Annotated in this window: 21 protein-coding genes, 1 tRNA gene and 1 pseudogene; 11 read left to right on the top strand and 12 right to left on the bottom strand. The window is 36.3% G+C overall.

The genetic code is table 11. The features are described from left to right. Positions 1-108: 108 nt before the first annotated feature. The 3 genes from IE155_RS04715 to IE155_RS04705 all read left to right on the top strand — a co-directional run bounded on the left by IE155_RS04715 (position 109) and on the right by IE155_RS04705 (position 1,411). Positions 109-405, top strand: coding sequence for a YkgJ family cysteine cluster protein (locus IE155_RS04715; RefSeq protein ID WP_189376951.1), 297 nt, complete (start codon positions 109-111; stop codon positions 403-405). A gap of 42 nt (positions 406-447) precedes the next feature. Beyond that, on the top strand, positions 448-774 hold the full coding sequence (locus tag IE155_RS04710) for a hypothetical protein (RefSeq protein ID WP_189376950.1): 327 nt from the start codon (positions 448-450) through the stop codon (positions 772-774). Between the two features lie 148 nt (positions 775-922). Continuing rightward, a complete protein-coding gene (locus tag IE155_RS04705; RefSeq protein WP_268245238.1) occupies positions 923-1,411 on the top strand; it encodes a low molecular weight protein-tyrosine-phosphatase in 489 nt (162 codons plus the stop codon). A 90-nt stretch (positions 1,412-1,501) separates the two neighbouring features. Here the strand turns inward: IE155_RS04705 and IE155_RS04700 are convergent, their stop codons facing one another. After that, entirely contained in the window at positions 1,502-2,557 is a 1,056-nt protein-coding gene (locus IE155_RS04700; protein ID WP_189376949.1) for a 3-deoxy-7-phosphoheptulonate synthase, read from the bottom strand. A 138-nt stretch (positions 2,558-2,695) separates the two neighbouring features. Beyond that, positions 2,696-3,505 carry a posphoenolpyruvate synthetase regulatory kinase/phosphorylase PpsR gene (gene ppsR / locus IE155_RS04695; protein WP_189376948.1) on the bottom strand — a complete coding sequence of 270 codons (810 nt, stop codon included), beginning with the start codon at positions 3,503-3,505 and terminating at the stop codon, positions 2,696-2,698. A 141-nt stretch (positions 3,506-3,646) separates the two neighbouring features. On the opposite strand from ppsR, the gene ppsA reads away from it, so the two are divergent. Beyond that, the gene (gene ppsA / locus IE155_RS04690) at positions 3,647-6,022 is read left to right on the top strand and encodes a phosphoenolpyruvate synthase (protein WP_189376947.1); all 2,376 of its coding nucleotides are present in this window, start codon (positions 3,647-3,649) and stop codon (positions 6,020-6,022) included. A 95-nt stretch (positions 6,023-6,117) separates the two neighbouring features. Here the strand turns inward: ppsA and IE155_RS04685 are convergent, their stop codons facing one another. After that, positions 6,118-7,092 (bottom strand): GGDEF domain-containing protein, encoded by a 975-nt coding sequence (locus tag IE155_RS04685; RefSeq protein WP_189376946.1) that lies wholly within the window; start codon positions 7,090-7,092, stop codon positions 6,118-6,120. 167 nt (positions 7,093-7,259) lie between these two features. On the opposite strand from IE155_RS04685, the gene IE155_RS04680 reads away from it, so the two are divergent. Continuing rightward, positions 7,260-7,862: a class I SAM-dependent methyltransferase gene (locus tag IE155_RS04680; protein ID WP_189376945.1), complete on the top strand. Its 603-nt coding sequence runs from the start codon at positions 7,260-7,262 to the stop codon at positions 7,860-7,862. Between the two features lie 148 nt (positions 7,863-8,010). Further along, positions 8,011-11,064 carry a D-2-hydroxyglutarate dehydrogenase YdiJ gene (ydiJ, locus tag IE155_RS04675; RefSeq protein ID WP_189376944.1) on the top strand — a complete coding sequence of 1,018 codons (3,054 nt, stop codon included), beginning with the start codon at positions 8,011-8,013 and terminating at the stop codon, positions 11,062-11,064. 73 nt (positions 11,065-11,137) lie between these two features. Here ydiJ and IE155_RS04670 read toward each other — a convergent pair whose 3' ends face one another. From IE155_RS04670 to IE155_RS04635, 8 genes are all read right to left on the bottom strand, one after another. Further along, entirely contained in the window at positions 11,138-12,181 is a 1,044-nt protein-coding gene (locus IE155_RS04670) for a Glu/Leu/Phe/Val family dehydrogenase (RefSeq protein ID WP_189376943.1), read from the bottom strand. 260 nt (positions 12,182-12,441) lie between these two features. Further along, entirely contained in the window at positions 12,442-12,906 is a 465-nt protein-coding gene (locus IE155_RS04665; protein WP_189376942.1) for a GNAT family N-acetyltransferase, read from the bottom strand. A 5-nt stretch (positions 12,907-12,911) separates the two neighbouring features. Next, positions 12,912-14,069, bottom strand: a complete 1,158-nt coding sequence (locus IE155_RS04660) for a cupin domain-containing protein (protein ID WP_189376941.1) — start codon at positions 14,067-14,069, stop codon at positions 12,912-12,914. Positions 14,070-14,193: 124 nt separating this feature from the next. Continuing rightward, a complete protein-coding gene (gene purB, locus IE155_RS04655; RefSeq protein WP_189376940.1) occupies positions 14,194-15,564 on the bottom strand; it encodes an adenylosuccinate lyase in 1,371 nt (456 codons plus the stop codon). A gap of 28 nt (positions 15,565-15,592) precedes the next feature. After that, positions 15,593-16,216 (bottom strand): high frequency lysogenization protein HflD, encoded by a 624-nt coding sequence (gene hflD / locus IE155_RS04650; RefSeq protein WP_189376939.1) that lies wholly within the window; start codon positions 16,214-16,216, stop codon positions 15,593-15,595. Between the two features lie 25 nt (positions 16,217-16,241). Next, a complete protein-coding gene (gene mnmA, locus IE155_RS04645; RefSeq protein ID WP_189376938.1) occupies positions 16,242-17,381 on the bottom strand; it encodes a tRNA 2-thiouridine(34) synthase MnmA in 1,140 nt (379 codons plus the stop codon). Between the two features lie 80 nt (positions 17,382-17,461). Further along, positions 17,462-17,956: an NUDIX hydrolase gene (locus tag IE155_RS04640; protein WP_189376937.1), complete on the bottom strand. Its 495-nt coding sequence runs from the start codon at positions 17,954-17,956 to the stop codon at positions 17,462-17,464. A 49-nt stretch (positions 17,957-18,005) separates the two neighbouring features. Then, complete coding sequence (locus IE155_RS04635; RefSeq protein ID WP_189376936.1) at positions 18,006-18,617, bottom strand: pseudouridine synthase; 612 nt, start codon at positions 18,615-18,617, stop codon at positions 18,006-18,008. A 175-nt stretch (positions 18,618-18,792) separates the two neighbouring features. On the opposite strand from IE155_RS04635, the gene IE155_RS04630 reads away from it, so the two are divergent. From IE155_RS04630 to IE155_RS04610, 5 genes are all read left to right on the top strand, one after another. Then, positions 18,793-21,012, top strand: coding sequence for an NADP-dependent isocitrate dehydrogenase (locus tag IE155_RS04630; RefSeq protein WP_189376935.1), 2,220 nt, complete (start codon positions 18,793-18,795; stop codon positions 21,010-21,012). A 237-nt stretch (positions 21,013-21,249) separates the two neighbouring features. Beyond that, positions 21,250-21,340 (top strand) — tRNA-Ser (locus tag IE155_RS04625). Between the two features lie 575 nt (positions 21,341-21,915). Next, on the top strand, positions 21,916-22,458 hold the full coding sequence (locus IE155_RS04620; RefSeq protein WP_189376934.1) for a hypothetical protein: 543 nt from the start codon (positions 21,916-21,918) through the stop codon (positions 22,456-22,458). 144 nt (positions 22,459-22,602) lie between these two features. After that, complete coding sequence (locus tag IE155_RS04615) at positions 22,603-23,073, top strand: Dps family protein (RefSeq protein ID WP_189376933.1); 471 nt, start codon at positions 22,603-22,605, stop codon at positions 23,071-23,073. Positions 23,074-23,166: 93 nt separating this feature from the next. Further along, entirely contained in the window at positions 23,167-23,850 is a 684-nt protein-coding gene (locus tag IE155_RS04610; RefSeq protein WP_189376932.1) for a hypothetical protein, read from the top strand. Positions 23,851-24,213: 363 nt separating this feature from the next. Here the strand turns inward: IE155_RS04610 and IE155_RS04605 are convergent. Beyond that, a pseudogene (locus tag IE155_RS04605) lies at positions 24,214-24,815 on the bottom strand (transposase). Positions 24,816-24,891 lie beyond the last annotated feature (76 nt).

Below are 24,891 nucleotides of genomic sequence, written 5' to 3'. Positions count from 1 at the left end.
AAAATTATTTGTAAAGTGCTTGATAATATTTTCAGATAATTTTTTATCTAATAAATGTAGCTAAAAAATATAAGGTAAGATGAAACATTACTCTATTTAATGAAATGTATGAACATACCGATTAAAGATATAACCTCTGAAGTGACTTGCTCAACTTGTCAGGCATGCTGTTGCCATTTAGAAGTAATGATAATTACTGATACAGGTGTGCCTGATAATCATATTACCTATGATAAATGGGGAGGACAAACCATGTTGCGTTTAGACGATGGTTGGTGCTCTGCATTAGATAGGGACACGTTAATGTGCTCAATTTATGAAAATCGCCCTTTGATTTGTCGCGAATTTGAAATGGCATCATCAGAATGTAAAAGTGAGCGAGCTGTGCATGGAATTATTCCATAAAAATATTGTTGGTGTAAAAGTAAGAATTACGTTGGAAACCTAATGAAAAAATCAATTAAAGCCGCACTTTTATCTGCATTAATTTATCCTGGTGTTGGACATTTTTTTCTTAAAAAATATAAACATTGTATTGTTTTTTTAGTTGCTTTTACTGTGCCTTTATTTTTTATCGTAAGTGAAATAATAACGAAAGCTCAATACATTGTTGATCAAATTAATAAGGGAGTAATTCCTTTAAATGTACCTGCGATATCTCAGGCATTAAATGATTCAATGGCCGGAAATAATCCCCAAGAATTAAATATTAAAATATATGTATTGATTATTATTTGGTTGCTTAGTGTTATTGACGCCTATCGTAACGGCTAAAAAATTCAGTAATATTTGATTAAAACGTTTAACTCCTAAACATTATTTGTAATTATATAAAATTAGCTTCCTAAAATCAGTTTTAACGGTTTAGATGTAAAAGGGAGTGCTACACATTTAAATTTGCTTATACAACAAGGAATAGTAAGTGATTGATAACGTAGAATTAAAAAATATAAAAAGTGTTCTTTTTATTTGCATGGGCAATATTTGCCGTTCACCGTCAGCTGAAGCCGTTTTCCGACATAAAATTAAACAACACGAGTTAGATTTAGTGATTGATTCAGCAGGTACAACGGGAGCGCATGCTAAGCAAAAGCCTGATGCAAGAGCACAAAAGGCAGGTATTGCCCGAGGGTATTCATTTGATAACCTTAAAGCACGTAAAGTTGTAGTTGATGATTTTGAAAAATTTGATCTTATTTTAGCAATGGATAAGCACAATGTCAGTGAGCTTTTAAGTATTTGTCCTTCACATTTAACCAGTAAAGTTAAGTTATTTCTCGATTTTGCTGATGACTTTGAAGAAAACGAAGTGCCCGATCCATATTATGGTGGCGCTGGGGGCTTTAAACTTGTTTTAGATATGGTAGAAAATGCAAGTGATGGTTTAATTACTAAATTAAAGAGTAATTAATAAACGCATTCTTTATAAAATTAGATAAAAAGATGTAGTTCACTGAGTCAACCACATCTTTTATTTAGTGATCATCTATTAAATGTTTTACTAAGTAGCTCTTGCGGTAATTACCGCATTAGCCAACGTTTTTAACATGGTTTCGCTTGTTGTTAAGTCAACACAGGCATCAGTAATACTTTGTCCATAGACTAAAGGCGTGTCTGCTAATACTTTCTGATTACCCGGCACTAAAAAGCTTTCTATCATAACGCCTGATATTTTATCTTCGCCTTTACTAATTTGCTCGGCAATACTAACGGCGACATCATTTTGTTTATTATGGTCTTTAAAGCTATTACCGTGACTACAGTCAACCATAATACCCGCATTAATATTAGCAGCTGCTAGTTTTTGTTTGGTATCAGCAACATCTTGTGGAGAGTAATTAGGGGTTTTACCACCACGTAAAATAACGTGTGCATGAGGATTACCATGAGTTTGATAAATGCACATTTGACCACTTTTATCTGGAGAATAAAGTACATGCGGAACACTCGATGCTTTGATCGCATCTAATGCAATTTGAATATTTCCATCAGTACCATTTTTAAAACCAACAGGGCATGACAATGCCGAGGCTAACTCTCTATGTACTTGGCTTTCTGTTGTACGCGCACCTATGGCACCCCAGCTGATTAAGTCAGAAATATATTGCCCAGTAACCATATCGAGGAACTCAGTACCCGCAGGTAAGCCAAGGTTGTTAATATCAAGTAATAGGTTACGTGCTAAATTTAAGCCTTTAGCCACTTTAAACGATTTATCTAGATCAGGATCACTAATTAAGCCTTTCCAGCCAACGGTGGTACGAGGTTTTTCAAAATATACTCGCATAATGATCAAGAGTTCATTTTTATACTTATCATGTAAGGGCTTTAATTGTTTAGCGTAATCAATTGCTGCTGTTGTGTCATGAATAGAGCATGGGCCGATAACAACTAATAATCTGTCATCATCGCCATTAATAACAGCTTCAATTTCTTGACGACTTTTAATGATAAAATTAGCGGTATCATCGGTTAAAGGAATTTGTTCTGCTAATTCTGCAGGAGTCACTAAATTTTCTATTAGTGTAGTTCTAAACTCATCGGTTTTTATGGTCATTGCTGTCCAAATTCAATATTAATACCCGTAATTCAATTAATACGGGGAAATTTATCGCGCTAACATAGCGAAAAAGCGGCCTTATGTGAACCGCTTTATTTATCTAAGCTTAAATTTATTGATATAAAAACGTTAAATTTAATATTTATGACGATGTAAACCAGTTTCAGCTAATATTTTTGCGGTAATTTCTTCAACTGAAAACTTAGTAGTATTCAAGAAAGGAATTTTTTCTTTTTTGTAAAGCGTTTCTACGGCTCTTAGTTCCATTCGGCATTGCCTTGCTGATGCATATTTACTATTGGCGAGCCGTCCGTCTCTAATATCCATTAACCTTTGCGGATCAATGGTTAAGCCATAAAGCTTCTTTTTGTGTGGAATTAAGAAGTCCGGAATTTTAAGATCATCCATATCATCGTCAATAAAGGGATAATTTGCTGCTTTTATTCCATATTGTAATGCTAAATATAAGGAAGTTGGGGTTTTACCCGAGCGAGAAACACCCACTAAAATAACATCAGCTTGAGCATAGTTAGCTATATTTCCACCGTCATCATTCGCTAACGCATAATTAACTGCATCTATTCGATAATCATACGTATTTTCATGAATACTGTGTGTTCGATGAGCTTTTGGCATAGCTTTAATGCCTAATTGATCCTCGATTGGTGATATAAAGTGTTCTAAAAAGTTATAAATAACACCGTCACAACTATCAATTATTTCTCTTATTTCATGATTAACAAAGGTGTGAAAAACTAACGGTGCCTCGCCTGATTTTTTTGCTACTTTATTTATTATTTCTTTGGTTTCTAAGGCTTTTTTCTTTGTTTCAACGAAAGCTATTGTTTGATGGTTGAACTCTACAGGAAATAAAGAAAGTAGGGCGTGACCAAAAACTTCAGAGGTGATCGCGGTACCGTCTGAGATATAAAAAGCCGTTTTCATTAAATTTAATCCTTTTTAATACTGTAACTCTTGGTGAAAGGTTTTATAATTGTCAACATCTCGTAATTTATAGCAGTTTATAAAGTCTTAAGCATTAAATAAAGGCGAATCACTTTTTAAAACCATAATGAGGAAGTTGTTGTGCAAGAAAATGTACTTTGGTATGAAAATTTAGGAATGAACGATGTAGAACGAGTAGGTGGTAAAAATGCCTCTCTCGGTGAAATGATTTCAAATCTTGCCAATGTGGGTGTTCAAGTACCCGGCGGCTTCGCAACAACAGCTCATGCGTTTAATGAGTTTTTAGAGCAAAGTGGTTTAAATGAAAAGATTCATCAACTTTTAGACACTCTTGATGTTAGTGATGTAAATGCATTATCGGCCTGCGGTAGTACTATTCGCCAATGGATTATAGACACGCCATTTCTCCCTGCAATGCAGACTGATATAGAGCAAGCGTATAAACAACTTGCGGGTGAATTTTCTGAAGATGCTTCTTTCGCTGTGCGTTCTTCTGCAACAGCCGAAGATATGCCTGATGCATCATTTGCAGGTCAACAAGAAACTTTCCTTAATGTTCGTGGCTTCGATGCAGTTATGGTTGCTATAAAACATGTATTTGCTTCTTTATTTAATGACCGAGCAATCTCTTATCGCGTTCACCAAGGCTATGATCATCGTGGTGTAGCTTTGTCTGCTGGTATTCAGCGAATGGTTCGCAGTGATATTGCATCATCAGGTGTTATGTTTTCAATTGACACTGAATCAGGCTTTGAAGATGTTGTTTTTGTAACTTCCAGTGTCGGCTTAGGTGAGATGGTGGTTCAGGGGGCGGTTAACCCTGATGAATTTTACGTTCACAAGCCAACCCTTGCTAGTGGTAAGCCAGCTGTTGTTAGACGCAATATTGGTAGTAAAGCAATTAAAATGGTTTATGCCCAAAACCAAGACCATGGCAAACAAGTTGAAATAGTTGATGTAGAACCTGAAGTTTCTAATCAATTTTCATTGTCTGATGAAGAAGTTATGGAATTAGCTAAACAAGCAGTGATTATTGAAAAGCATTATCAACGTCCTATGGATATTGAGTGGGCTAAAGATGGTTTAGATGGCAAACTTTATATCGTTCAGGCGCGTCCAGAAACAGTTAAAAGTCGTGAAAATACTAATGTAATGGAGCAATTTCAATTACAATCGACAGCCGATGTTATTTGTGAAGGTCGTTCTATTGGGCATAAAATTGGTAGTGGTCAGGCAAAAGTTTTAGCATCGCTTGATGAAATGGATAAGATCCAACCAGGGGATGTTTTAGTTACAGACATGACAGACCCTGATTGGGAGCCTATTATGAAAAAAGCATCTGCCATTGTCACTAATCGCGGTGGTAGAACCTGTCACGCGGCTATCATAGCAAGAGAAATGGGCATACCTGCTGTTGTTGGTTGTGGCGATGCTACCAGTAAAATCGCTTATGGCGACGAAGTTACCGTTTCTTGTGCCGAAGGTGATACCGGTTTTATCTATAAAGGGAAATTAGATTTTAAGGTTACCACGTCAGAAATTGACTCAATGCCTGAATTGCCACTGAAAATTATGATGAATGTGGGCAATCCAGATCGCGCTTTTGCTTTTGCTCGTTTGCCTCATGCTGGAATTGGTTTAGCGCGATTAGAGTTTATTATCAATAAAATGATTGGTGTTCACCCTAAAGCGTTATTGAATTTTGATCAGCAATCAGAAGATTTAAAAGACGAAATTCGTGATTACATGGCTGGTTACTCTGATCCTGTTGAGTTTTATATTGCTAAATTAACCGAAGGTGTTTCTACATTGGCCGCGGCATATGCTCCTGAGAAAGTTATAGTGCGTATGTCTGACTTTAAATCTAACGAATATGCCAATTTAGTGGGGGGCGATGAATACGAGCCGCACGAAGAAAATCCAATGATAGGTTACCGTGGCGCTGCACGTTATATATCTGAAGACTTTAGAGAATGTTTTGCGCTTGAGTGTGAAGCTATTAAGCGCGTTCGAAACGATATGGGGTTAACGAATGTTGAAGTGATGATCCCGTTTGTCCGTACGCTTGAAGAAGCTGAACAAGTTATCGACATACTAGCTGAAAATGGCCTTAAACGTGGTGAAAATGGTTTACGCGTTATTATGATGTGTGAATTACCCTCTAACGCCTTATTAGCGGATCAATTTTTAGATCATTTTGACGGTTTTTCTATTGGTTCAAACGATTTAACTCAACTAACTCTTGGATTAGATCGAGACTCTGGTTTGATTGCCCATTTATTTGATGAACGTAATCCGGCCATTAAAGTATTACTAGCGATGGCGATTAAAGCTTGTAAAGCACGAGGTAAATATGTGGGTATCTGTGGTCAAGGGCCTTCAGATCATGCGGATTTTGCAGCTTGGTTAGTAGAGCAGGGAATAGATAGCGTATCGTTAAACCCTGATACTGTTTTACCTACGTGGTTATATTTAGCAGAGCAACACGCTAAGTAATTAGGTAAAGGCCTTAACATTTAAATGACAGTATTTAATGTTGAGGCCTTTATAAAGTCGTTCACTAAATTTTGTTAACAGACTGCTTGTACCTTTTACTCATTACTAAAAACAGCACAATCACGACCATTTTCTTTTGCTTGATAAAGTACTTTATCAGCTCGTTTTAACCAACTATCAGCTGTTGTATTAGGAATCCAAGTAGCCACACCAAACGAAACAGTAATACTCTTGTTGTTAGGGGTTTTTAACTCTTTTTTAATAGACTTTCTTAGGTTATCAATAAAGTTTTGCTGCTGTCCTTCAATATCAGAGACTAAAAGCACAAATTCTTCGCCTCCAAAACGATACAATCTATCGTATTTTCGAATGTTGGCTTTAGTAATAGCTACAAAGTCTTTTAACACTTTATCGCCAACAGCATGACCGAATTCGTCATTTACTTTTTTAAAATAATCTAAATCTAAAATAGCTAATAATGGCGAGTCCCCCCTACGTTCAGAGCTTGCTATTATTTCATCAATATCTGTTTTAAGCGCTCTGCGGTTGAAAGCACCTGTTAGGTCATCAATGGTATTGAGTGTTTCTAATAAGCGAAATTGTTTGAGGCTATGATTAGAATAAACAAAAGCACTCATTGTTAGCATTAACGTGGTTATAATAAATGAGTCTAGTGACATAAAAGTTAAAATATCAGCGAATAAAAGTAGTGATATTCCAGCGAGTATATTCACTATAAAAGCTTCTAAAGGTTTTAGCAGGATATATATACTTGCAAAAACAGGGTAAACCCAAAAAAAACTATCGTATCCGTTTTTAACTACAACAACGACAACTCCAACATTAATAAATACTGCGATTAACGCACTTAATATTCTAATTTTTTTAGTATAATAAGCCAATGAAACCAATACAATAATGCCAAGTATTAGAGATAAATCAATTAACGAAGAAGTGTAATTCCCTTCCAAATAGCGGCTGACGACGTATGGTGAAACACCACAAATCGCAACTGATGCTAGTAGTAATAATAATGAAAGTTGATACTTTTCTTGTAACTGGTTGATCATAATGCTCTCAAAAAATAATTTATATCAATTGATTATGTATTTTAATTGTTTAAATAAAAACTAATATTAAGTAAATTGTATATTAGCTTTTAAATTTAAATTCATTCTATATTAATTAAGCATTCAAAAGAAAAACTTCAAATTATACGATGGGATACAACTGATATATGTGGGATCAACGATACGGAGCAAAAGAGTTTGCATATGGAACGTCACCAAATGACTTCCTAAAAGAACAATATTCATGCATACCTAAAGGTGGCAATGTACTTTGTTTGGCAGAAGGTGAAGGCAGAAATGCTGTTTTCTTGGCTAAATTAGGTTATGTAGTTACAGCGGTTGACCAATCTCCTGTTGGTCTTGAAAAGGCTCAAGCATATGCTAATGAAAATGGGGTAGAAATTACTACGGTTGTAACTGACTTGGCCGATTATGATATTGGAGAGAAAATTTGGGATGGTATTGTATCTATATCAGCGCATGTACCCAGCGTTTTACGAAAAAAAATTCATCAACAAGTCGTTAGAGGGTTAAAACCTAAGGGCGTTTTTATTCTAGAAGCCTATACCGAACATCAACTAGTAATGTCTGGAATAGGCGGACCTCCAGCATCGCAAAGAGATTTATTTATGTCTCTAAACGCATTAAAAATAGAACTTAAAGGCTTGCATTTTAACATTGGAAATGAAGTTGAGCGTTTCATTTCTGAAGGGGAACATCATCAAGGTGAAAGTGCAGTTGTTCAGGTGGTTGCTTATAAAGATATCTAAGGCTCTGAATATTAGTGGTTATTCATCTTTTAAGTGATCGTTTTATTAATAGTTTAAAAAGTTATTAGTCTTTTTACTTTGAGGTCTCATTTTTGAAAAAGAGCATGGTATACTTTGCCTACTTTCCATTTTAATACTTTATTAAGCTATGTTACCTCGGTTAGATCCTCAAGAGCTGTTAGCTCCTTTATATCAAAAGTACGCAAAGGCACTTTCAGCTAGTACCTATTCAGGTGAGATCAGTACAAGTTATGGTGCTCGTTTAGCCGTTGCTACCGACAACAGTATTTATCAACAATTACCACAATTGGTTTTACATCCCAAAACGTCAACAGATATTCAAACTATTTGTTTATTAGCTAGTGAAACTCAATTTGAAGCAATTAAGTTCAGTGCCAGAGGCGGCGGAACAGGTACTAATGGACAAAGTTTAACCCCAGGTATTGTCGTTGACCTTTCTAAGCACATGAATCGTATTTTAGAAATTAATGTGGAAGAAAATTGGGTCCGAGTGGAAGCAGGAGTGGTTAAAGATCAGTTAAATGATTATTTACGCCCTTATGGTTTTTTCTTTTCTCCCGATTTATCAACAAGTAATAGGGCAACTATTGGCGGTATGGTCAATACCGACGCTTCTGGACAAGGCTCTTTAGTGTATGGCAAAACCTCTGATCATGTTTTAGGGCTAAGCTCTGTTTTAGCCAATGGTGATCTTATAAATACGCGTCCACTCACTATTGAACAAGCTAAAGAAATAGTGGATGAAAATAATAGTTACGGAAAAATACTTGCACAAGTGTTTGCAACAAGTATTGATAAACGCGAACAAATTTTAGCTAAATTCCCACGTTTAAACCGCTTTTTAACAGGTTATGACCTTGAACATGCGGTTTCTGATGATTTGAACACCATTGATGTATCGCGCTTAATTGCCGGTTCAGAGGGTTCATTAGCTATTGTTTGTGAAGCAAAACTAAACCTTACGCCAATTTCAAAAGCGAAAACGCTGATCAATATTAAATATGACAGTTTTGATTCTGCATTAAGGCATTCGCCTACCTTGGTTAAAGCAAATGCTACGTCTGTAGAGACTATAGATTCAACTGTTTTAAACTTAGCAAAGCAAGATATTATTTGGCACTCAGTTAGTGACTTAATTGAAGATGTTGAAGGTAAAGTCATGGACGGCATTAATATCGTTGAATATAACGGAATTGATGTTGAGTCTCTTGCTACACAAGTGGCTGATTTAACGGCACAACTTGATAAAGATATTGTAAATAATACAGGGGTGATTGGTTATCAAATTACTTCTGATTTAGGCAGTATAAATAAATTATACGCAATGCGTAAAAAAGCAGTAGGGCTATTAGGGAATACTAAAGGCAGTCAAAAACCATTGGCATTTGCTGAAGACACTGCTGTACCACCTGAAAATTTAGCAGATTATATTGTTGAATTTCGTCAATTGCTTGATAGTTATCAATTGCACTATGGTATGTTTGGTCATGTGGATGCAGGTGTTTTACATGTTCGACCAGCATTAGATATGTGCGACCCTGAACAAGAGAAATTGCTACGGGTTATATCAGATAAAGTTGTCGCATTAACCGCTAAATATGGTGGTTTAATGTGGGGTGAGCATGGCAAGGGGTATCGTAGCGAATATAGTCCTGAATTTTTTGGTGAAGAACTCTTTAATGAATTACGAAAAATAAAAACAGCTTTTGATCCATTCAATAAGATGAACCCTGGAAAAATTTGTACACCCATAGACTCAAGTGAAAAACTCGTTTCTGTAGATGGTAAGAAACGCGGTAGTTTCGACCGAACTATTCCTGTCACCGTAAAAGATTCATTCTCATCGGTGATGGAATGTAATGGTAATGGTTTATGCTTTAATTACGACGAAGATAGCCCAATGTGTCCATCAAGCAAGGTAACGCGTGACCGAAGACATTCGCCGAAAGGTAGAGCTGGCTTGATGCGCGAGTGGTTGCGCTTATTAGAACAAAAGGGCGTTGATGTTCTAGCGTTAGAGCAAAATATTAGTGGTTGGTCGGTAAAACAGTTATTAGATAAAGTGAAAAACCGCATAAATGGCACTAAAGAAACCGATTTTTCTCACGAAGTGATGGAAGCCATGTCTGGCTGTTTAGCATGTAAAGCGTGTGCCAGCCAATGCCCAGTAAAAGTAGATGTACCAGATTTTCGCGCAAGATTTGTTAATTTATATCATTCTCGTTACTTCAGACCACTGAAAGACCACCTTGTTGCCAACGTTGAAGTATTAACGCCGCTAATGGCAAAAACACCTGCATTGGTGAACAAAGTTTTATCGTCAAAAATATACGATAAGATATCTCAATCCACTATTGGATACGTTGATACACCATTACTTTCAATCCCCACTTTGTCAGAGCAAGTTAAACAATGTCGATATGAGAGTTTTTCATTAGAAAAGTTTACTTCGATGAGTCTTGAACAACGTAAAGAGTATGTGTTTATTGTTCAAGACCCATTTACTTCATTTTACGATGCCGACGTCGTATTAAATATGATGAAACTTATTAGTAAACTTGGCTTTAAGCCGGTATTACTTCCATTTAAACCAAATGGTAAACCACAACACGTTAAAGGCTTTTTAAAGCGCTTTGCTAAAACAGCAAAAAATACCAGTGAGTTTTTAAATCAGTTAAGTCAATTAGCTATCCCAATGATAGGTTTAGATGCCTCACTTGCATTGTGTTATCGAGATGAATATAAGCAAATTCTCAAAGGGGAAAGAGGGAATTTTGAAGTGTTATTAGCCCATGAGTGGTTAATTACGTTACTCGATCACCAAAATATTAAGACAATATCAACTGATAAAGTGACAGAGTATAAGTTGTTTGCCCATTGTACAGAAAAAACAGCGTTAGCTGGCAGCGAAAAGCAATGGCAACAAATCTTTGATGCTTTTGGTTTATCATTATCTAGTGTTGCAGTAGGTTGTTGCGGTATGGCGGGAACTTATGGCCATGAAAAAGTGAATTTAGACAATTCGACTCAACTTTATCAAATGAGTTGGCAAGAAAAAATTGAAAAGCTACAACCTAAGCAAATTGTTGCCACAGGTTATTCATGTCGTAGCCAAGTAAAACGTTTAGGTAAGGTTAAAACTCGTCATCCTATTGAAGTACTGCTGACGGCACTTACTTAAGATAAAGGTAATTAAAAAGTAAAAGGCCAGCGATATAGCTGGCCTTTGTGACTAAATTGTTTATATTCGCGATTTAATTACGACCTTTTGCAATAATGGCTCTTGCTATTTCGTCTGCTACAATTCCTGTTGGTTTATCTTCTGCTTTAGCTTTTTCAAAGACATTCATTAACGTATCATAAATTCTTTCAACAAGTTTGGTTGCTTGCTTTTCACAATAAGGTTCTGGATAAATTTCTAAAGCTACATTAATAATACCACCCGCATTAATAACATAATCAGGTACATACAAGATTGATTTGTCTTTTAATATTTGATCATGACGAGCTTCTGCGAGTTGATTATTTGCACAACCTGCAATGATAGAAGCTTTTAGTTGTGAAATTGTACCATCGTTAATTGAAGCACCTAATGCACATGGCGAGTAAACATCGACATCTTGGCTATAGATATCATCTAAGCCTACTACGGTTGCATTAAATTCAGCGGCAGCTTTCTCTAATGCCATTGGGTTAATATCAGTTACAACGAGTTCAGCACCAGCGGCGTGTAATTTTTTACATAAATCATAACCTACACTGCCTAAGCCTTGCACCGCTACTTTTACACCGGTTAAATCATCTTTACCTAATTTAAATTTAACCGCGGCTTTAATACCTAAAAAAGTACCAAGGGCAGTAAATGGGGCAGGGTTACCACTTTTACCGTCAAGGCCTGCTACATAATCAGTGACTTGATTGACGGTTGCCATATCACTTGTAGTGATGTTTACATCTTCAGCCGTATAGTAACGACCTGCAATATTATTAACAGCTTTACCAAAGGCTTTAAATAACTCAGGAGATTTTAGAGTTTTAGGGTCACCAATGATAACCGCTTTACCACCGCCAAGTTTTAAACCTGCCATGGCATTTTTGTATGTCATACCACGAGATAATCTTAATACATCAGTTAATGCCGCTTCATCATTAGCATAATCCCAAAAACGACAACCACCAGCAGCAGGGCCAAGGGCAGTATTATGTACGGCAATAATTGCTTTTAAGCCTGTTTCTTTATCACTACAGAAAACGACTTGCTCATGATCATCAAAATCTACCAAATCAAAAAATGACACTCTCTTTACTCCATACGTGTTTTAAGCTTGCTTTATATAGTTTTATCTCTATTTAAAAGCTATTCAGTGGTAATATGCGGCGCAAGATACCACTAAGGAATAAGTATATCTAGTGTTGTTTTTAATATTGTTGAAGTAAGGCTGTAAAGCTTTCAAGGCACTTTTAAACCGGCATACCAGAAAGTTAAAATTTATCTATTTAGCTAAAGTGTTCACAAAGAATTTGGTGATATATTGAACGGCAATGAAAAAAAGTGCAATTAATGACTGAGGTAAACTTTTGTATTGGTTATGTCTTCTAACGAACACACCATTCGTTGTCTCGGCATACCTGCTTCCATAAATACAGCCCCTGCGGGTATAAAGTTGTGTTTACGAAAATAGTCAACAGCGTCGAGAGGACTATAGATAAAAACTTCATCTAGCTTTAAGTCTTCTGCAATTGAAATCAATGCTTTGATTACTAACTTATCTACTTGGTATTTTCTAAAATTAGGTATTACTGCAATCCGGCTAATTTCTCCGGTGGGAAATATTCGACCTGTGGCAATCGGTTCTTGGCTGTGATCATCACATACTAATATATGTACGGCATGATGATCACGGCGATCAAATTCAATTTTTTTGGGTATACGTCGTTCGCAAACAAATACTTTTTCTCTAACTGTTTTAAGTAAGGGGGCTGCTTGTTCCCACTCTACTCGACTTATACTGAATGAAATCATATAATTTAATCTACATACCAATAACCCTTATTTAAAACTCTAGTTAACAATTGGTTGTTTTTCAAACAATGCATGTAACTTTTTGCTTTTTCCATAGTCAAAGCATTACTTCCAGCTAAAATTTTTGCTAATTCTAACGTTTTATCAGACAGTTGGAATAGATCGCCATTAATAAATAAAAATGGTTCTTTTTCATTAATTATTAACGATTTAATACCTGAAACGGGTATAAATTGAATACTTTCATCTTCGGTAAACGCTTTAACTTGTTCGTCTGTAAAAGGTTCCATTGGAATAAGTAGCTCTAATGTGTGATGACTTTGCGTTAAGTATTTTCCAATAAATTGATTAAAAAACTGATCATTTTCTAGTTGTGAAGACATAAATGCTTTAAGTGCATTTATATCATTAGCTTCAAGTAGCTCTGGTGTTAAAGTTGCTTGTCGAGCAGAATCACCAAAACGTTCTTCACCTAAATTATCGTCGATAAGCCTGTCAGCAAAGCCTGACCATAAATCTTGTTTACTTGGCGCTTGAAAACCAATCGAAAAGTTTAATGAGTTTTCAATTGAAACACCGTTGTGAGGATGATTAGGCGGAATGTAAAGTAAATCGCCCGCTTCGGTTATTTCGTCTATTATCGGCACAAATTCAGACACTTGTTTTAAATCTGGGTGTGGAATGAGATCCACTAAGCTTGCATCAGGTGCACCTACTTGCCAGCGTCTTTTTCCTTCTCCCTGAAGAATAAATACATCGTATTGATCTAGATGTGGGCCAACCCCTCCATTAGGTGTTGAAAAACTTACCATTACATCATCTATACGCCAGCGTGGAATAAAATTGAATAAGTTAATCAATGCATCTGTGTCTTGCGACCAATTATTAACGGCTTGTACGAGCAAGGTCCAATTATTTTCACCAAATTGACTAAAGTCCTCAAAAGGTCCGTGAGATACGTTCCAACTTTGATCGCTGTTTTGTGAAATAATCCGAGATTCTATTTCTTGCTCCATTGCTAAACCAGCTAATTCATTGGCATCGATAGTGCCTTGAAAACTTGGAAGTGCTTGTTTGATTAACAACGGCTTTTTTTGCCAATACTCGCTAAGAAATTTTTCAGGCGTTAGCTCGCCCCAATTAATCGTTTGAATAGTGTGCATTTTTAATACTTCCAATAAATCTTTAATTTATTATTAATGTTAAATTTATGAATGCTTAATATACTCGCAATAAAAAGGGGAGCCGTTTGGTTCCCCTTATTTTATTTACGATTTATCGTCAATATTAGTCAAGTTCGGCAATAAAAGACACTGCGCGACCAATATAGGAAGCTGGTGTTAATAAGCAAAGCTCAGCTTTAACAGCATCAGGTAATGCTAAAGTCATGATAAATTCACGCATAGAGTCACCATTAACACGTTTACCACGTGTTAACTCTTTTAATTTTTCGTAGGGCTTTTCAATACCGTAACGACGCATAACGGTTTGTACCGGTTCAGCAAGTACTTCCCAGTTATTATCAAGCTCAGCTAACAATGCTTCTTCATTCACTTCTAATTTGCTCATGCCTTTTAAGGTAGCTTGATAAGCAATAAGTGAGTGAGCAAAACCTACGCCTAAGTTTCTTAAAACAGTAGAATCTGTTAAATCACGTTGCCAACGCGAAACAGGTAGTTTTTGTGCTAAGTGTGAGAATAGGGCGTTAGCAATACCTAAGTTACCTTCTGAGTTTTCAAAATCAATCGGGTTTACTTTATGCGGCATAGTTGAAGAGCCAATTTCACCCGCTATAGTTTTTTGCTTAAAGTGTCCTAAAGCAATATAGCCCCATACATCGCGATCAAAATCGATGATAATCGTGTTTAGACGAGCAATAGCATCAAATAATTCAGCAATGTAATCATGCGGTTCTATTTGAGTGGTAAATGCGTTCCAAGTTAAGCCTAAAGACGTAACGAAGTCTTCAGAAAAACCATGCCAATTTACTTCAGGGTACGCAGAAAGATGAGCGTTGTAATTACCAACAGCGCCATTAATTTTTCCTAAAAACTCAATATTTGCAATTTGATCGCGTTGACGTTTTATACGCACATACACGTTCGCAAATTCTTTACCCATAGTACTAGGTGATGCAGGTTGACCATGCGTACGACACATCATAGGTAATGCTTTATATTCGTTAGCCAATGTTTTTAATTGAACAAGAATTTCGTCAACCATAGGTAATAAAACATTTTCACGACATTCTTTTAACATTAAGCCATGAGATAAATTGTTAATATCTTCAGAAGTACAAGCAAAATGAATAAATTCAGTTACTGCGTTTAACTCAGCGTTATCAGCAACTTTTTCTTTTAAGAAATACTCAACCGCTTTTACATCATGGTTGGTTGTTGCTTCAATAGTTTTTACACGTAGCGCATCTTCTTCATTAAAGTTTGCAACGATATCATCTAAAATTTGAGTGGCTTGCTCAGAAAAAGCCGGTACTTCGTTAATTTCTGCTGTAGCAGCAAGTTTTTGTAACCATCTTACTTCTACAGTAACACGGTATTTAATTAAGCCAAATTCACTAAAAATTGGGCGTAATGCGGTGACTTTGCTGCCATAACGACCATCTACAGGTGATATTGCACTTAACGCTGAAAGTTCCATAGTAATTTCCTGAGTTAAAAATTATAAATTAAATTCTTTTAAGTAAATCTTGTGCACATTCAACCAGTTTTGCACGAGAAAATATTATCGATCGGCGTTTTCCACCGACTTGTCGCCAAAGTACTGCGCTTCTAATACCAGCAAGTAATAAGGCTCTTATTTTATGTTGATTAGTAGGGTTTTTGAGTATTTCTGGATTACCCGCCACTTGAATAGGCGTACCTAAAGGGCTAATAATATCGCTATAAATACTCGCTAAGCTAGAAATTAACGTCTCACTGTTAATATCGTAATGTACTAATTGACGTTGGCATTGTTCTATACGTTCACCTAACGCTTGTAATTTTGAGGAATTTTTACTTAAGCGTCTTTCTAAACTTAATAAACTCACCACATAGCGAGTAACTTCGGGATCTTTTTGTTTCGCATTATTACCCAAGTGTGAGGCTAAGGTTTCTAAACCAACTTTAAGGTTTTCAACATCATCACCATACACTTCAAGGGTATTACTTGGCGAGGTAACCATAATACTTTTTAATAACACCGTAAGATCTTCATCGTTTATTTGGCCGTGCCGAGATAAACGTTGTACAGAATATGAAACTTGACAAATAGCGGCTAACGTCAATGTTTGTTCAATAAGTGGTTGCATATAAAAATAAATTCCGAAAAAGCGATTAACGTATAAGCGTATTGATAATGCCGCCACCTAAACAGGTGCTGCCTTGGTAAAATACAACCGATTGTCCTGGTGTTACTGAACTTTGTGGCTCTTCAAACATCACCTGATATTCGCCTTCAGTAGGTGAAGGCGTAACCGTACAGGCTACGTCCTGTTGGCGGTATCGAGTTTTTACTGTGCACGTTAAAGGCTCAATAATGATATTACGATCAACTAAATGCAGTTGATTGGCAATTAAACCCTTTGAAAATAGGCGAGGGTGATTATGACCTTGTCCAACAATTAATACATTGCGGTTTAGATCTTTATCAACGACATACCATGGTTCTTCGCCAGCATTAGCTAAACCACCGATACGTAAACCTTTACGTTGTCCTAACGTGTGATACATAAGCCCGTCATGTTCACCAATAACTTCACCCTCTGCTGATTCAATAACACCAGGTTGGGCTGGTAAGTAACGTTGTAAAAAGTCTTTAAACTTACGTTCACCGATAAAGCAAATACCGGTACTGTCTTTTTTATTCGCGGTCACCAAATCAGCTTCTTCTGCAATGGCGCGCACTTCAGGTTTTTCAATATGGCCAACAGGGAATAACGTTCTACCAACTTGTTCATGACTTAACGTATATAAGAAGTAACTTTGATCTTTATTATTATCTAAGCCACGAAGCATAGCCCACTTGCCATTGATAAATTCGCGTTGAACATAATGACCCGTCGCAATGTAATCGGCACCTAAGTCTTCACAAGCAAATTCTAAAAAGGCTTTAAATTTAATTTCTTTATTGCACATAATATCAGGGTTAGGTGTACGTCCGGCTTTATATTCAGCCAAGAAATATTCAAAGACATTGTCCCAATATTCTGTTGCAAAATTGATAGTATGAAGTTTTATCCCTAGTTTTTCACACACTTGTTGTGCGTCTTTTAAGTCTTCAGCAGCCGAACAATACTCGTCACTGTCATCTTCTTCCCAGTTCTTCATAAACAAGCCTTCAACCTGATAGCCTTGCTCTAATAACAGATAAGCGGAAACGGAAGAGTCGACACCACCAGACATACCAACGATTACTTTCTTCTCGCTTGGCGTTTCTCCAGCGGCTTTGGTGTTTGTCGATTGAGTACTTTTCATATTGATTGCTGACATTTAAAACGTTTTAGTCTAAGGAAAATGGCGCGAAATTATAGCACGCTAGCTTTAGCTGGCATAGGCTAAAAATTCGATTTTATCATTGAAAGATCAATTTTATTACCGGTTAAGTAATCTTCAATGCATTCAAGGACCATTGAACTTCTTAATTGCGCAGACTTTTCACGTATTTCGTCTAATGTTAACCAATGTGTTGCAATAATTTCATCGTCTTGTGGCTGGCATTCAGGAATTGTTTGTAACTTAACAACAAAACAAAACCTTAAAAAATAAAGTGATAATTCAGGACGATGAAAGTAGTAAACACCACTGCAATATTCAGGGGTAATGGTTAATCCTGTTTCTTCTAAAACTTCACGTTTACAGGCATTAATTAAATTTTCATTGGCCTCAAGGTGACCTGCTGGTTGGTTATAAACACTTTTTCCATTTTCTATTTCTTCAACGAGTAAGAACTTATTATTACAAACAATAACCGCTGCAACCGTAGTATTGGGCTTAAATTGTTCGGCTCCATGAGGACTAACTGCTATGCAACTTGACTGAGATGGTGTCATTAATTTTTTCACTCTAAAATAAGTTTATTCATTTATATAAGGGCGGTAATTATGAAATTTCACGATAATCGCCATTAGTAATATTATCGATGGTATATTTTCCTATGCTATAACGAATTAATCTTAGTGTAGGAAAGCCAATAAAAGCGGTCATACGTCTAACTTGCCTGTTTCTTCCTTCAGAAATACTTATGCTCACCCAGGTTGTGGGAATGCTAGCGCGCTCGCGAATAGGGGGAATTCTGTCCCATATGTCAGGCTCATCCATTATTGACACTTGCGCAGGTTGGGTTAAGCCATCTTTTAATATTACGCCTTTACGGAGTTTATCTAAGTCAGCTTCAGTGGGGGAGCCTTCAACTTGTGCCCAATATGTTTTAGTTGTTTTTTGTTTTGGGTTAGCAAGTTTATGTTGTAATTTTCCATCATTTGTTAACAACAGTAGACCTTCGCTGTCTCGATCTAAGCGTCCAGCGGCATAAACTTCTTTAATTGGAATAAAGTCTTTTAATGTTTTCCGGTTATCGTCATCGGTAAACTGACTTAAAACATCAAACGGCTTATTAAAAAGTACAATCTTTTGCTTCTCGTTAACTGGTCGTACCTTATGGTTTTGTCTAGCCTTACTGCTTGAATTATAGCGTTTTCGTTTAAATTCCACTTAACTTTACCTTAAAAATGTTGTTACTTGTTTTCATCTACCTATTTTAAAATGCCTTGAATTCCTATAATATGCGCGCGCAAAATAATTTTATGGCAAAGTGAATTTCAAATTGTAAATCATGAATTTTTATTCACTTTGTCACTAGCTCGCCTAAATATTAGCAGGAAAAGAAATGACTAAAATCATTTATACCATTACAGATGAAGCGCCAGCATTGGCAACACATTCTTTATTACCTATCATTCAAGCATTTACTGCATCTTCAGGTATCGATGTTGATACTCGTGATATTTCTTTAGCAGGTCGCATTATAGCGAATTTTCCTAAGTATTTAACTGAGGAACAACGTATAAATGACGCATTAGCTGAATTAGGTGAGTTAGCCAAAACACCTGAAGCAAATATTATCAAATTACCGAATATATCTGCATCAATTCCACAGTTACAAGCAACTATTAAAGAATTACAGGCGAAAGGTTATAACTTACCTAATTACCCTGAAGAACCTCAAAACGAAGCGGAAGAGTCAATTAAATTAACTTACGCTAAAGTATTAGGTTCAGTAGTAAACCCAGTATTACGAGAAGGTAACTCTGACCGTCGTGCTCCTGCTTCTGTTAAGCAATATGCTCGTAATAACCCACACTCAATGGGTGCTTGGTCAAAAGATTCAAAATCGCACGTTGCACATATGAATTCTGGCGATTTCTACGGTAGTGAAAAATCAGTAACTGTTGACGGCGATACTAGCGTCAAAATTGAATTTGTTAATGCAAATGGCGACGTAAAAGTTTTAAAAGAAAACTTAAACTTATTAGATAAAGAAGTTATTGATGCTTCTGTAATGAGCAAATCGGCACTTGTAGAGTTTTTTGATACTGAAATTAACAAAGCAAAAGAAGAAGATGTTTTATTATCGTTGCACTTAAAAGCAACCATGATGAAAGTATCTGACCCTATTATGTTTGGTCATGCGGTTAAAGTTTTCTATAAAGATGTTTTCGAAAAGCATGCCGCTACATTTGAGCAATTAGGTGTTGATGTTAATAACGGTATTGGCGATGTTTACGCTAAAATTGGCCGTTTATCAGCAGAGAAAAAAGCTGAAATTGAAGCAGACATACAAGCGGTATACGCTACACGCCCAGACATGGCAATGGTTGATTCAGATAAAGGCATTACCAACTTGCACGTACCAAGTGATGTAATTATTGATGCGTCTATGCCAGCAGCACTTAGAGCCTCAGGGCAAATGTGGGGTCCAGATGGTAAGCAAAAAGATACTAAGTTTATGATCCCAGATCGCAACTACGCGGGTGTTTTTTCTGCTGTTGTTGATTTTTGTCGTGAGAACGGTGCATTTAACCCAACAACCATGGGTTCAGTACCAAACGTTGGTTTAATGGCACAAAAAGCTGAAGAATACGGCTCACATGATAAAACATTTACAATGCCAGCAAATGGTACCGTTAATGTAGTTGATGCGAATGGTAAAACATTACTTTCTCATAATGTTGAGCAAGGCGATATTTGGAGAATGTGTCAAGCTAAAGATGCGCCAATTCAAGATTGGGTTAAATTAGCAGTAACCCGTGCTAAAGCAACAAACACACCAGCGGTATTTTGGTTAGATGAAAACCGCGGTCACGATGCTCAAATGATTAAAAAGGTAAATACCTATTTAGCTGACCATGATACATCGGGCTTAGACATTCAAATTTTAGAGCCAGTTAAAGCATGTCAGTTTACACTTGAGCGTTGTGCAAAAGGTTTAGACACTATTTCTGTAACAGGTAACGTATTACGTGACTACTTAACCGATTTATTCCCAATTTTAGAACTAGGCACAAGTGCTAAAATGCTTTCAATCGTACCGTTAATGAATGGCGGTGGCTTATTTGAAACTGGGGCAGGTGGTTCAGCGCCTAAGCACGTACAACAATTTGAAAAAGAAAACCATTTACGTTGGGATTCTTTAGGTGAATTTTTAGCGCTTGCCGCTTCTTTAGAGCATGTTGCTGTTAATACAGGTAATAGTAAAGCTCAAGTATTGGCTGACACCTTAGATGCGGCAACAGGTAAATTTTTAGATACTAACAAATCACCATCACGTAAAGTAGGTGAGTTAGATAACCGTGGTAGTCACTTCTATTTAGGCTTGTATTGGGCACAAGCATTAGCTGAACAAACCGCTGACGAAGAACTTAAAACTGCATTTACTGCCGTTGCTCAAGCGTTAACTAAACAAGAAGCTAAAATTGTTGACGAATTAAATAGCGCACAAGGAACAGCAGTTGATATTGGTGGTTATTACTTCCCTAACCCTGAATTAGCATCAAAAGCCATGCGCCCAAGTGAAACATTAAATACTATTTTAACAAGCTTGTTATAGTTTTTAATTTTACTGTTTAAAAACAATTTTAAACAAAATATTAAAGGGTTAAGCATTTTGTGCTTAACCCTTTTTTTATCGATAGCTGTTTGTTTACTATTCATTTTAATGAAATTTGATGATTAATTTTCCATTAACTCAAAAAAACTGATGAAAAGTTTAATTTTTACTTTACAAATAAGACACTACTCTTTAATATTCGCCCCGTTCAAAAGCAAAGAGCTTTTGCACACACATGGTGAGATGGCTGAGTGGTCGAAAGCACCGGTCTTGAAAACCGGCAAGGGTTTGTAGCCCTTCTAGAGTTCAAATCTCTATCTCACCGCCATATTTAGAAAAGCCGCTATTTATAGCGGCTTTTTGCTTTCTGATGTTTTAAAGTGTTAAATGAACAACCCAAAAGGGTTTGTAGCGCTAAACCTTCGAGTAGAGTTCAAATCTCTATCTCCAGGTTTTTATCACATCCCTGTGAAAACCACATAACTTCGTCCCTGAAGTTAACAGCCATATTCTAAGAAACCGCTCATTTATTTGCGGTTTTTTTCGTCTTAAGATTATAGAACTTAAAAAAAGTTTTTTAGCACAATACCATCTATATAGAGTTTGAATTTTTATCTATATAGATACTTGAATATTTCAAGCCCTTAAAGAAAACAATACATTTAATATAAAAATATAATTATTAATCTGTTCATTTATACCGTTGTGGTTTAATCCGCCTTTTAACAAGAAAGGCGGCAAATTGCCTTCTTTCACGCAAATGTAAAATAAACGCCTATTGCATAAGGTTTTGTAATTTAATATTTATTCGAGTAATCTTAGCTACAATAAAATAATTAAGGTGGTTAATTCGCAGTTGCAGAAAGGCGGATCGTAGCCGCCTATTAAGCTGTTAGGTTTTTAATGAAAGCAATCAGTCTTCCCAAAGCTATTCCAATTCGCTTTTATTTAGATGGAGAGAAGCCTAAATCAATATCTTCTGGTAGCTCGCTAAATATAGACTTGGATATAATTGAAAAAAACACCTCTGAAATTATATCTGCAGCAATTATGCTAGAAGACAGAATGGTTGAAGCAGTAAGTAAAATCCTTTTTGGTTTATCTAAAGACAAAAAAGAGCGCCGTGACTTCTTTACTAATGAAATCATGGGGACTTCTGATTTTTCATATGCTTTTAAAAGGCGTGTATTCACCAGATTATTAGAGCAAATGAATCTTTTACCAGTCGACAAAATAAAAATATTAAAATCTGGTTTAAATAAAGTAATGGGTTGGCGAAATGCTTTTGCTCATGGAACTGTACTCCATGAGCATGGTGCAGGTTACATGTTGCAATATTATAGTGGTGGTCATAAAGAAGTAGTGCTCGATGATGCATACTTTGAAAATATTGAACTTACGATTCGTGAGTGTTTGTATATTTGTAATGGCGTTATTCAGGCGTAACAAAAGCCTAATAAGTCACTTAAAAGGACAAAAAAACAGCTGGTTTTTGCCTGTGCCTCGCTTTTTAACCAGCTATTTTATTGCCTCTGAATGAGGCGTTAAGTTCGAACAGTCGTTTAATTAAATCATAGAGAGGAAAGCAAAATGACAGATATTGATATTGGTATTAATACGGAAGACAGGGTGAAGATCGCTGAAGGTCTCAAACGTCTTTTAGCCGATTCATATACTTTATATTTACAAACACATAATTTTCATTGGAATGTAACTGGCCTGCAATTTCGTGAGCTACATTTAATGTTTGAAGAGCACTATACAGAGTTAGCTGTCGCAGTTGATGATATTGCAGAACGTATTCGCACTCTAGATGTGGCAGCTCCTGGAACCTACAAAGAATTTTCAAAACTTAGCTCTATTGAAGAAGTTGAAGGTGTTCCTAGCTCAGAAAAAATGGTCGACTTGTTGACCAAAGGACATGAACAAGTAATTAAGACATCTAGAGATGTATTAAAACTTGCACAGTCTGCAGATGACGAGTCAACAGCGGCATTGGTCTCTGATCGTATGCGCATACATGAAAAAACCTCATGGATGCTGAGAGCTACGAGAAAGTAAGTTAGGGGGTCAGAACTAAACAAGTCAAAACACTGGCGGAGCATTGCTGCGCCAGTGTTTTAGGCGTTAGGCCAACCGAGAGAGAGTATCAAATTGCACTTTAAACTAATAATAATCTTCTTTGTTTTCTTAACTGGGTGTACAAGTACAAAAGTTCATTTATATACTAAATATTTATCAGAAAATGAGTCACAAGATATAACTAAAGAGCTTGAAAATAATAATTTTACTGTTATTGAAAATACACTTTCAATTCCAGAGGGTATTAGGGAATCCACGATTATCTACTCACCTTTTCTCAAGAGCAGAGAAGATCTAAATAATACTGTAGATTTATTATCTAGAGTAGGATGGTCAGACATTAAATTAGAGTCTCTTGTTAAAGGTAACCATTGGTACGGAAAAAACAGTTTCGGCTTAATTCTAATACCTAATGGATTAATAAATAAAGACTGGGAAATAAAAAAAGATTTATCTCATAAATACGTTGGTACTAATTGTGATGCTCAAGTTGAAATAGAGTTACAAGATAATAATCTCTACAAAATAACCTACACACAAAAAAAACAAACAAAGGTAAAGAAAGGCTTCTGGAAAGTTAGTAGCTATCCTTATTTGGAACTTTCCGCTGGAAACGGTTCTTTGCCTATGTATTTTGAAACTATAAAAAGAATAGAAGAAGATCTTATTGGTAAGGTCAACATTATTGAGATTAAGCCAATCCAAAGTTACCAAATGTTTTCTAATTGTAGTTTTAGTTATGGTTTGAGAAATTGAGAAAACAAGTATCACAAGAACATTAAACGGACAAATTACAGTTGGTTTTTTGTTCGTACCTCACTTGTTTTAGCCAACAGCAATTTGCAGCTTAAAACGGCTACATGGACTCCCCTTTGTCAAGTAATAGCATGTCTTACAATAAGAAGATCTGACAGCAGCTCTACATTCGGCGTTTAGTAGCTTTTTTACGCTATCGCCCTGATGATTTGCGCTTGAGCAATGCCTCATTCGTTAAACAGAGTTTTATCACTTCCTTACTAATCAGGCTTTCTTGCTCTCGGTCTGACCGTGTTATCGTCAATTGCTAATGCAAAGACTCGTGGGGTTAACCGTTCAGGTTTACCTTACTAGTTAAAAAAACTATTTTACATAATCTACCTGATATTCTTTTTCTGAGCGTAACAGTGCCCAAATTAATCGGGCATTTTTAGCGGCCAATGCCAATGCCACTGTTGCTCGTTTGAACCCTCGTCGCTTAACAAGGTCTTTTATCCATAAACTGGTTCTATCGGTTTTATTTTTACAGGTAGCAATTACGGCGCGTGCGCCATGAATAAGCGAGGTACGAATGTGCTTTTCGCCACGTTCATTAATACGCCCTAAATGTACTTTCCCGCCCGTGTGTATTATCTCGGTACTAAGCCTATCCATGCGGCAAATAAACGGCTGATATCAAAATGCTTAGCGTCATTCTTTTCATTTTTCCTGTAAGGTATGAAAAATTGAGATGCCATGATACGTACATCATGCCCAAGCTGGGAAAATTCTCTTGCCCATGTGCGTCTGAGCAGGCTTCCATGCCAATGATACACAGTGGTATTTTTGCTATTTTAGCTAAGAGGTTGTTTCGTTTGACAGTTTACGTAATTTACACTTGTCATGTTCGTCGACACTGCTGATACTACAAATAATTTGGCTAAATCGATGCCAACTGTTTTAATTGGATACCTATGGATTTTCATTTGTATTGATGTAATTATAAACTAACAAAAAATAAGCGGTTGTCTTGAAAGTACAAAAGTTAGCTTATGCACTGTT

Source organism: Thalassotalea profundi (genome assembly GCF_014653195.1).
Lineage (GTDB): Bacteria > Pseudomonadota > Gammaproteobacteria > Enterobacterales > Alteromonadaceae > Thalassotalea_B > Thalassotalea_B profundi.
Note: the sequence above shows the minus strand (reverse complement) of the source record. Positions and strands in the feature narration are given on the sequence as shown.

Coding starts and splice junctions, on each gene's coding strand:
- IE155_RS04715 (WP_189376951.1), top strand. CDS start 109: ATGAACATACCGATTAAAGATATAACCTCTGAAGTGACTTGCTCAACT.
- IE155_RS04710 (WP_189376950.1), top strand. CDS start 448: ATGAAAAAATCAATTAAAGCCGCACTTTTATCTGCATTAATTTATCCT.
- IE155_RS04700 (WP_189376949.1), bottom strand. CDS start 2,557: ATGACCATAAAAACCGATGAGTTTAGAACTACACTAATAGAAAATTTA.
- ppsR (WP_189376948.1), bottom strand. CDS start 3,505: ATGAAAACGGCTTTTTATATCTCAGACGGTACCGCGATCACCTCTGAA.
- IE155_RS04685 (WP_189376946.1), bottom strand. CDS start 7,092: ATGATCAACCAGTTACAAGAAAAGTATCAACTTTCATTATTATTACTA.
- IE155_RS04680 (WP_189376945.1), top strand. CDS start 7,260: ATGTGGGATCAACGATACGGAGCAAAAGAGTTTGCATATGGAACGTCA.
- ydiJ (WP_189376944.1), top strand. CDS start 8,011: ATGTTACCTCGGTTAGATCCTCAAGAGCTGTTAGCTCCTTTATATCAA.
- IE155_RS04665 (WP_189376942.1), bottom strand. CDS start 12,906: ATGATTTCATTCAGTATAAGTCGAGTAGAGTGGGAACAAGCAGCCCCC.
- IE155_RS04660 (WP_189376941.1), bottom strand. CDS start 14,069: ATGCACACTATTCAAACGATTAATTGGGGCGAGCTAACGCCTGAAAAA.
- purB (WP_189376940.1), bottom strand. CDS start 15,564: ATGGAACTTTCAGCGTTAAGTGCAATATCACCTGTAGATGGTCGTTAT.
- hflD (WP_189376939.1), bottom strand. CDS start 16,216: ATGCAACCACTTATTGAACAAACATTGACGTTAGCCGCTATTTGTCAA.
- mnmA (WP_189376938.1), bottom strand. CDS start 17,381: ATGAAAAGTACTCAATCGACAAACACCAAAGCCGCTGGAGAAACGCCA.
- IE155_RS04640 (WP_189376937.1), bottom strand. CDS start 17,956: ATGACACCATCTCAGTCAAGTTGCATAGCAGTTAGTCCTCATGGAGCC.
- IE155_RS04630 (WP_189376935.1), top strand. CDS start 18,793: ATGACTAAAATCATTTATACCATTACAGATGAAGCGCCAGCATTGGCA.
- IE155_RS04620 (WP_189376934.1), top strand. CDS start 21,916: ATGAAAGCAATCAGTCTTCCCAAAGCTATTCCAATTCGCTTTTATTTA.
- IE155_RS04615 (WP_189376933.1), top strand. CDS start 22,603: ATGACAGATATTGATATTGGTATTAATACGGAAGACAGGGTGAAGATC.